At 69.8% G+C, this 6,788-nt stretch carries 7 protein-coding genes; 3 read left to right on the top strand and 4 right to left on the bottom strand.

The features are described from left to right. Positions 1-8: 8 nt before the first annotated feature. Positions 9-1,535, bottom strand: coding sequence for an N-acetylmuramoyl-L-alanine amidase (locus tag C7H84_RS14995; RefSeq protein ID WP_121859519.1), 1,527 nt, complete (start codon positions 1,533-1,535; stop codon positions 9-11). Next, positions 1,517-2,068 carry a tRNA (adenosine(37)-N6)-threonylcarbamoyltransferase complex ATPase subunit type 1 TsaE gene (gene tsaE / locus C7H84_RS15000; RefSeq protein WP_121859520.1) on the bottom strand — a complete coding sequence of 184 codons (552 nt, stop codon included), beginning with the start codon at positions 2,066-2,068 and terminating at the stop codon, positions 1,517-1,519. Before tsaE ends, C7H84_RS14995 begins: the two co-directional genes overlap by 19 nt. Positions 2,069-2,085: 17 nt before the next feature. Between tsaE and queG the strand changes: the two genes are divergently transcribed. The 3 genes from queG (at position 2,086) to xerD (ending at position 4,829) form a co-directional block, all read left to right on the top strand. After that, a complete protein-coding gene (queG, locus tag C7H84_RS15005; protein WP_121859521.1) occupies positions 2,086-3,321 on the top strand; it encodes a tRNA epoxyqueuosine(34) reductase QueG in 1,236 nt (411 codons plus the stop codon). A 63-nt stretch (positions 3,322-3,384) separates the two neighbouring features. Continuing rightward, the gene (locus C7H84_RS15010) at positions 3,385-3,855 is read left to right on the top strand and encodes a methylated-DNA--[protein]-cysteine S-methyltransferase (RefSeq protein WP_121859674.1); all 471 of its coding nucleotides are present in this window, start codon (positions 3,385-3,387) and stop codon (positions 3,853-3,855) included. Further along, positions 3,852-4,829, top strand: coding sequence for a site-specific tyrosine recombinase XerD (gene xerD / locus C7H84_RS15015; protein WP_162999285.1), 978 nt, complete (start codon positions 3,852-3,854; stop codon positions 4,827-4,829). Before C7H84_RS15010 ends, xerD begins: the two co-directional genes overlap by 4 nt. A gap of 117 nt (positions 4,830-4,946) precedes the next feature. Here xerD and C7H84_RS15020 read toward each other — a convergent pair whose 3' ends face one another. Beyond that, entirely contained in the window at positions 4,947-6,509 is a 1,563-nt protein-coding gene (locus tag C7H84_RS15020; protein WP_121859522.1) for an AMP-binding protein, read from the bottom strand. A 79-nt stretch (positions 6,510-6,588) separates the two neighbouring features. Next, positions 6,589-6,788, bottom strand: a 200-nt coding sequence (locus C7H84_RS36935) for a hypothetical protein (protein ID WP_205611426.1), incomplete at its 5' end; no start/stop codon positions are given.

Genomic DNA, 6,788 nt, shown 5'->3' on the forward strand with positions numbered 1-6,788 from the left:
CGCGGCCGTCAGGCCATCCGGTTCTTCGCGAGCGGCGGATTCGCGGCGAAGTAACGCTTGATGCCGCGGAAGATCGCGTCGGCCATCTCGTCGCGATAGCTGTCGTCGTTGAGCCTGCGCTCTTCGTCCGGGTTGCTGATGAATGCGGTCTCGACCAGGATCGACGGAATGTCGGGCGCCTTCAGCACCGCGAACCCGGCCTGCTCGACCGAGCCCTTGTGCAGCTTGTTGATGCCGCCGACTTCCTTCAGCACGTAGTTGCCGTAGCGCAGCGAGTCGCGGATCTGCGCGGTCGTCGACATGTCGAACAGCGCGCGGCTTACGGCCGCGTCCGCGGTCTTGATGTTGATGCCGCCGATCAGGTCGGACGAGTTTTCCTTGTTCGCCATCCAGCGCGCGGCGGCGCTCGTCGCGCCGTGGTCGGACAGCGCGAACACCGACGAGCCGCGCGCGGACGGCGTCGTGAACGCATCCGCGTGGATCGACACGAAGAGATCCGCGCCGACGCGGCGCGCCTTCTGCACGCGCACGTTCAGCGGTACGAAGAAGTCGGCGTCGCGCGTCATCATCGCGCGCATGTTCGGCGCGCCGTCGATCTTCGCGCGCAGCTTCTTCGCGATGTCGAGCGCGATGTGCTTTTCATACGTGCCGCCGCCGCCGATCGCGCCCGGATCCTCGCCGCCGTGGCCCGGATCGATCGCCACCGTCAACAGGCGCACGGTGCCGCCCTTGCCGGATTTCGGTGCGGTGAACTTGTATGTCTCGCCGTCGTCGTCGCTGTCGTCGCGGCGCGCGATGACGGGCGGCGGCTTGACGGCGGGCTTTGCCGGCGTCGAAGGCGTCGCTGCCGGCGGCGTGCGCGGCGTGGCCGGCGTGTTCTGTGCGAAGCGCTGGAAGAACGCGTCGCTGTTGTCGTTCGCCAGGGGCGGCGGGGGCGTGCCCGGGCCGTTCAGCGCGGTCGGCGGCTGCATCTGCTGCGCGCGCGCGGTGTCGTTGAGCGCCTGTTCCTTGCGTTCCGTCTGCGCGATCAGGTCGGTCAGCGGATCGGGTGCGACGGCCGGATACAGGTCGAACACGAGCCGGTACTTGTAGGTGCCGACGGGCGGCAGCGTGAACACCTGCGGCTTCACCGAGCCCTTCAGGTCGAACACCATTCGCACGACATGCGGCTGATACTGGCCGACGCGCACCGACTGGATCTGCGGATCGTTCGGCGCGATCTTCGATACGAGGTCGCGCAGCGCCTGGTCGAGCTCGAGGCCGTTCAGGTCGACGACGAGCCGGTCGGGACCCTGCAGCAGCTGTTGGCTATTCTGCAGCGGCTGGTCGGATTCGATCGTGACGCGCGTGTAATCGCGCGCGGGCCACACGCGCACGCCGAGCACCGACGACGCATGCGCGAGCCGCGGCGCGACGAGCCCGAGCACCAGCGTCGACGCGCCCGCGCGCAGGATCTGGCGGCGGCGCCAGTTGTGCGTCGCGGTGGCCGCCGATTCGATCGAGCGGAATGGTTTGATCAACATCTTTCGAGACATGCCTTTCCTGAAGCGCTGAACGCACGGACGGTGAGGGCGCGGCCGTCGCCTTTCACGTCGAGCGAGAAAACCAGATCGGGCACGCCGAGCAGGGTACCTGCCTGCTGCGGCCATTCGACGAGGCAGATCGCGCTGGAATTGAAATACTCGCGAAAGCCTGCGTCGGACCATTCGGCCGGATCGTTGAATCGATACAGATCGAAGTGATAGACCTCAAGTTCCCCGTCGTCGCGCGCGAATGCGTATGGTTCGACGAGCGTGTAGGTCGGGCTGCGTACGCGCCCCGCGTGGCCGAGGCCGCGCAGGATCGCGCGCACGAGGGTCGTCTTGCCCGCGCCGAGATCGCCGATCAGCTGGATCTGCAGTCCGTCGAATGCGTGCGCGCGGGCGAGTTCGCCGCGAGCCGCGTCGAGCGCGTGCGCGAAGCGGGTGCCGAAGGCCTCGGTCGCCGCTTCGTCGGCGAGTGCGATCACGCGCTCCGCGAGCGGGGCAGGCAGCGTGTCGGCATGAGGCGTATGGGACGTGGCTGACATTCTCGTAAAATAGTGCGATGAACCGCTTACCGGAACTCGCCGCATCCGACAGGCCTTCGGCTCATGCCGAAGGCGCGGCGCCGTGCGCGCTCGATGATGCGACGTTGACTGCGCTTGCCGCTCGCATCAGGGCGTGGGGGCGCGAATTGGGTTTCGGGGCGATCGGCATCAGCGATACCGATCTCTCGGATGCCGAAGCAGGCCTCGCCGCCTGGCTGGAAGCCGGGTACCACGGCGAAATGGATTATATGGCGAAACACGGAATGAAACGCGCGCGGCCGGCCGAACTTGTGGCCGGTACGCGACGCGTGATTTCCGCACGGCTCGCCTATCTGCCGGCCGAAACGCTCGCCGCCGACGCGCCCGATGCATCGTCCGGTGCGCTCGCGCCGCACGACTGGCGCACGCGCGAGCGCGCGCGCCTCGACGATCCGCAGGCGGCCGTCGTGTCGATCTACGCCCGCGGCCGCGACTATCACAAGGTGCTGCGCAACCGGCTGCAGACGCTCGCGGAGCGCATCGAGCGCGAGATCGGCGCGTTCGGCTACCGCGTGTTCACCGATTCGGCGCCGGTGCTCGAGGTCGAACTCGCGCAGAAGGCCGGCGTCGGCTGGCGCGGCAAGCACACGTTGCTGCTGCAGCGCGATGCGGGCTCGCTGTTCTTTCTCGGCGAGATCTACGTCGACGTGCCGCTGCCCACCGACGCGCACACGTCGCCCGATGCCGCACCCGAGACGCCCGGCGCGCACTGCGGCAGCTGCACGCGCTGCATCGATGCGTGTCCGACCGGCGCGATCGTCGAGCCGTATCGCGTCGATGCGCGCCGCTGCATCTCGTACCTGACGATCGAACTGAAAGGCAGCATTCCGGAGCCGCTGCGGCCGATGATCGGCAACCGCGTGTACGGCTGCGACGACTGCCAGCTCGTGTGTCCGTGGAACAAGTTCGCGCAGGCCGCGCCGGTCGCCGATTTCGACGTGCGGCACGGGCTCGATCGCGCGACGCTCGTCGAGCTGTTCGGCTGGGACGCCGACACGTTCGACACGCGGATGCAGGGCAGCGCGATCCGGCGCATCGGTCACGAAAGCTGGCTGCGCAATCTCGCCGTCGGGCTCGGCAATGCGTTGCGCGCGCCGGCCGATCGCCTCACGCCGCAGGCGCGCGACGCGATCGTCGCCGCGTTGCGCGCGCGGGCCGACGATCCGTCGCCGATCGTGCGCGAGCATGTCGAATGGGCGCTGCGTGCCGCATGAAGGCGGCGTAAAGTGTCGTCGGCGCGTGAGCGCGCCGCGCGTTTCACCGGTCAGGAGAAGTCCATGTTCAACGCAGTCATCGACGCACCGTTCGGCAAGGTCGGCATCCGCACCGACGGCGCGGTGGTGCGCGAGATCGTCTATCTGCCCGAGTCGGTCAGGTCCGTCGATCCGGATTCGCCGCTCGCGAAGCGCGCGGTCGAGCAGATCGAACGTTATTTCGAGCGGGCCTCGGCGCGCTTCGACCTGCCGCTCGCCAACGTCGGCAGCGCATTCCAGCATCGCGTGTGGAGCGTGATCAGCGACATTCCGCCGGGCACGGTGCTGACCTACGGACAGGTCGCGAAGCGGATCGGCAGCGCGCCGCGCGCGGTCGGCCAGGCGTGCGGCGCGAACTACTTCCCGCTCGTGATTCCGTGCCATCGCGTCGTCGCGGCGGGCGGCCTCGGCGGCTTCGCGAACCACGACGACGGCGGCTATTTCCAGAAAGTGAAGCGCTGGCTGCTGGCGCACGAGGGCGTGCCGTACCGATGAGCGAACCACTGCTTTCCTCCGACTCCGACGCCACGTCCGACGCCGCCGACGCCCGCGACGACGCGGCCGCGGCTTCGCCCGCGCTGCTCGCGAGCCGTGCGTCGATCGACGTGTTCTGCGATGCGCTGTGGCTCGAGCACGGGCTCGCGCGCAACACGCTCGATGCGTACCGGCGCGATCTGGTGCTGTTTTCGCAATGGCTGGCCGCGACGCATGACACGCCGCTCAACGCGGCCGACGAAGCGATGGTGACCGGCTACATCGCCGCGCGCAGCGACGGCAAGGCGACGTCGTCGAACCGGCGGCTGTCGGTGTTCCGTCGCTATTACGGCTGGGCCGTGCGCGAGCATCACGCGAGCGCGGATCCGACGCTGCGCATCACGTCGGCGAAGCAGGGCGCGCGGTTTCCGTCGACGCTGTCCGAGGCGCAGGTCGAAGCGCTGCTCGGCGCGCCCGACATCGCGACGCCGCTTGGCTTGCGCGATCGCACGATGCTCGAGCTGATGTACGCGAGCGGGCTGCGCGTGAGCGAGCTCGTCACGCTGAAGACGGTCGAGGTCGGGCTCAACGAAGGCGTCGTGCGCGTGATGGGCAAGGGGTCGAAGGAGCGCCTCGTGCCGTTCGGCGAAGTCGCGCACGGCTGGATCGAGCGCTATCTGCGCGACGCGCGGCCGGCGCTGCTCGGCGCGCGCGCGGCGGACGCGCTGTTCGTGACCGCACGCGGCGACGGGATGACGCGCCAGCAGTTCTGGAACATCATCAAACGCCACGCGCAGCAGGCCGACGTGCGCGCGCACTTGTCGCCGCATACGTTGCGGCACGCGTTCGCGACGCACCTGCTGAACCACGGCGCCGACCTGCGCGTCGTGCAGCTGCTGCTCGGCCACAGCGACATCTCGACCACGCAGATCTACACGCACGTCGCGCGCGAGCGGCTGAAGACGCTGCACGCGGAGCACCATCCGCGCGGTTAGGGTGATGCGGCGCGGGCGCGGGCGCGGGCGCGGGCGCCGGCGTCGGCGCCGGCCTGCGTGCGCGAAGGCGGAGGCGGGCGGCGCAGCGCGTTCCGTGCGTTCCGTGCGTTATGTTCGTTACGCGAGCTCGCGCAGCTTGTGCTTCAGCACCTTGCCCGTCGACGCGGCGGGCAGCGCATCGAGCACGCGGATGCGCGCCGGGCGCTTGTAAGGCGCGAGCCGTTGCGCGCACCACGCGTGCAGCGCGGCCTCGGTTGCCGTCGCGCCGGGCACCAGCTCGACGAACGCGAGCACTTCCTCGTTGCCCTCGACCGGCCGGCCCACGACGGCCGCCTGCACGACGTCCGGGTGCGCGTTCAGTACCTGTTCCACCTCCACCGGATACACGTTGAAACCCGAGCGGATGATCAGCTCCTTGCTGCGCCCCGCGATCGTCACCGACCCGTCGGCTTCCCGGCGCGCGAGATCGCCGGTGCTGAGCCAGCCGTCCGGCGACACGGCCGCGCGCGTCGCGTCCGAGTTGCGGTAGTAGCCAAGCATCACGTTCGGCCCGCGCACGCGGATTTCGCCGACTTCGCCGGGCGGCACGTCGGTGCCGTCCGGCGCGACGATCCGCATCTCCACGCCGGGGATCGGCACGCCGACCGAGCAATCGGTGCGCGGCGCGTCGATCGGCGTTTGCGTGATCGTCGGGCTGCTCTCCGTCATCCCGTAGCCGTTGTGCAGCGGCACGCCGTACACGCGCTCGACGCGCGCCTTCAGGTCGGCGTCGAGCGGCGAGCCGCCCGAATACGCGAAGCGCAGCCGCGGCGCATGCCACGCGTGCGCGTGCGTCTGCAGGTGCTCGAGCAGCTTCGCGTGCATCGCCGGCACGCCCTGGAAGATCGTCACGCCTTCGTCGGCGAGCGCGACGCGCACGGCCTCCGGCGAGAAGCGCGGCGCGAGCCGCAGCGTCGCGCCCGCGTACAGGCTGCCGAGGCACACCGACGCGAGCCCGTACACGTGCGACACCGGCAGCACCGTATAGACGACATCGTCCGGCGACACGCCGCGCAACGCGCTCGACGTTGCCGCGATGAACAACAGGTTGCGATGCGACAGCATCACGCCTTTGGGCGTGCCGGTCGTGCCGGTCGTATAGATCAGCGCCGCGCATTGCGCTGCGCCGTCAGCCGCGACCGGTTCGCCGGGCGCGCTTGCGTCAACGCGGTGCGACCACGCGCCGATGTCGACCGGCAGCGTGCTGGCGGGCGTCGCGTCGTAGCGCACGGCGTGCGCGCGTGCGTCGGGCGACGCTTCCGTCGCGAACGCGATCAGCTTCGGCCGCGCGTGCGCGGCGATCGCATCGAGTTCGCTCGCCGACAGCCGCGCGTTCGACACGAGCGCCCACGCGTCGACGCGGGCAACCGCGAACAGCAGCACGATCTGCGCGACGCTGTTTTCCGCGACGATCATCACGCGATCGCCGCCGCGCACGCCGAGCTCCGCAAGCCGTGCGGCGGCCGCGACGACGGCCTGCGCCAGCTCGCCGTACGACAGGCGGCGCGCGTCCTCGATCAGCGCCGGGTGTGCGGGCGCTTGCGCGGCCCAGCGGGCGGGCACGTCGGCGATGCGACCGGGCAGCGCGGCGAGCAGCGCCGCGACGTCGAGCGGCGCGGATGAGCGGACAGGCGAGGTCATGGCGTCTCCAGAAGAAGGGCCGGGCGGCGGCGCGGCGAGTTTTGCGAACGATCGTGCCATGACGACGGGCGCGCCACAATCAGCCAATCGGGCAATAGCACTTCGCGATGTACGCAATGATGATGGAGCAGGGCGTCGCGACGACGGGCGCGACAACCGGCGCCCGCCCGCCGGGCAAAAAGGGCCGCGAGTATACCGCCGGTGCGCGGCAGGCTGCCGCGAACCCGGCACGGTGCACGACAGCACGACGGCACGACAGCACGACAGCACGACAGCACG

This window comes from Burkholderia sp. Nafp2/4-1b (assembly GCF_003635165.1).
Taxonomy (GTDB): Bacteria; Pseudomonadota; Gammaproteobacteria; order Burkholderiales; family Burkholderiaceae; genus Burkholderia.

Bases quoted from the DNA above. Each gene is read 5' to 3' on its own strand.
- C7H84_RS14995 (WP_121859519.1), bottom strand. From the start codon at position 1,535: ATGTCTCGAAAGATGTTGATCAAACCATTCCGCTCGATCGAATCGGCG.
- tsaE (WP_121859520.1), bottom strand. From the start codon at position 2,068: ATGTCAGCCACGTCCCATACGCCTCATGCCGACACGCTGCCTGCCCCG.
- queG (WP_121859521.1), top strand. From the start codon at position 2,086: ATGAACCGCTTACCGGAACTCGCCGCATCCGACAGGCCTTCGGCTCAT.
- C7H84_RS15010 (WP_121859674.1), top strand. From the start codon at position 3,385: ATGTTCAACGCAGTCATCGACGCACCGTTCGGCAAGGTCGGCATCCGC.
- xerD (WP_162999285.1), top strand. From the start codon at position 3,852: ATGAGCGAACCACTGCTTTCCTCCGACTCCGACGCCACGTCCGACGCC.
- C7H84_RS15020 (WP_121859522.1), bottom strand. From the start codon at position 6,509: ATGACCTCGCCTGTCCGCTCATCCGCGCCGCTCGACGTCGCGGCGCTG.